This is a genomic window from Neobacillus cucumis, assembly GCF_002860255.1.
GTDB classification, from domain to species: domain Bacteria; phylum Bacillota; class Bacilli; order Bacillales; family Cytobacillaceae; genus Neobacillus; species Neobacillus cucumis_A.
In genome coordinates, this window is sequence record NZ_PGVE01000046.1 from 1 (window position 1) to 1,804 (window position 1,804).

1 protein-coding gene is annotated in these 1,804 nt (G+C 42.8%); it reads right to left on the reverse strand.

Going from position 1 to position 1,804, the window contains the following annotated elements; all coding sequences use genetic code 11:
• Positions 1 to 244: 244 nt before the first annotated feature.
• The coding region (locus CVD27_RS12480) for a TRAP transporter permease (protein ID WP_101648237.1) at positions 245 to 1,804 on the reverse strand (1,560 nt) is incomplete at its 5' end.

The window sequence follows — 1,804 nt, forward strand, 5'->3', positions numbered from 1 at the left end:
TTTTTGGTCCTTCGGCTTCTTGACTTTAATTTTATCATGTGTTTTGAAATTCAAGTTTCGATGGAATCCTTATATAGTAGACCCGTCCTCTAGTAAAAATTCTATTTAATCTAGTTCTTTTCACCCAACAAGATTTGTAGAGATGTAAGAGCGTGTATAACTTTCTGAAAATTCTTATCTTTCATCAGTAAAATAAAAGACTTGCAAGCTCCATTTCGAGCTGGCAAGTCTTTTTAGAAATTATTTAATTTGAAGCCAATGTTGGCGAATTATTTTTCTTATTACCCATCCACTGAGACACCAGCAAGATGATGAATAATACTAAACCGATAATATCTGTAATAGTTTCTGGGTAGATCAACAACATACCTGTACATATCGTGATAATTCGTAGAAGCCAGTTCAGTTTACTATACCAGAAGCCAATTATGCCCGCCCCGATTGCGACCATACCAATAATGGCGGTCAAAGTCACCCAAACAATCTCTAGTATACTCGAGTCGAGCATCAGCATCGCCGGATTAAAGACGAACATGTACGGGATGATGAATGCAGCAATTGCTAGTTTTGCGGAAGTGACACCAGTCTTGATCGGATCTCCACCAGAAATACCAGAAGCTGCAAAGGCAGCCAATGCAACAGGCGGTGTGATATCCGCAATGATACCAAAGTAAAATACGAATAAGTGTGCAGATACCGCCACTACAATCGGCACAGCTGCACCTGTAGGCTCATCTAGCATCAATAATGTAATGATAGCAGGGGCCGCGATTGTAGATGTAATAACATAGTTTGCCGTCGTTGGAGAGCCCATCCCCAAAATGATCGCTGCGAACATCGTGAAAATTAATGTGAGCAAGATGTTACCGCCAGCTGCCGAGATCAAGCCCGTTGCCAAGCTAAGCCCAAGACCCGTCTTGACGACAACACCGACAATAATACCAGCACAAGCAGTCGCAGCTGCTACAGCCAATGCTGTACGAGCACCATCTACTAACGCATCAATCATATCTTTAAATCCAATTCTTGTTTCTTTGCTAATTGCACTCACAGCAATAGTAAGAACGATACCGAGTAATGCTGCTTTCATCGTTGGAATACCCACCAACAAGAAGACAATAATACCTAAAATCGGTAGTAATAAATAAATCTTTTTCAGCGTTTCTTTTCGATTAGGAATTTGCGACGCATCCATCCCTTGCAAACCAACACGCTTTGCTTCGAAATGAGTCATGATCCAAATTCCAGTGAAGTACAGCAACGCAGGGATAGCTGCTGCTTTGGCAATTTCCCAATACGTAACGCCGCCGATAAATTCAACCATCAGGAATGCAGCGGCCCCCATAATCGGTGGCATAATCTGCCCACCTGTAGACGCAGCTGCCTCTACTCCGCCTGCGAATTCTTTTCGATAACCTAGCTTCTTCATCATCGGAATCGTGTATGAACCAGATCCAACAACATTTGCTACGGAACTACCTGAAATTGTACCTTGCAAAGCACTTGAGAAAATAGCGACTTTTGCCGGTCCGCCAGTCAAACGTCCTGCCAATACTACCGCCAAGTCATTAAAGTAGTTACCAACACCAGTCTTCACTAAGAACGCTCCAAATAACAGGAAGACGAATATGAAGGTGGCAGATACACTAATCGGTGTACCGAGGATCCCGTCCGTTGTAAAGAACATTAATTGAACAAGATTGTCCACGCTTTGTCCTCTATGCGCAAGGAACCCTGGGAAATAAGGCCCAAAGAATGCATAAGCCAGAAACACAACTGAGATGATGGTAATCGGCAATCCTAC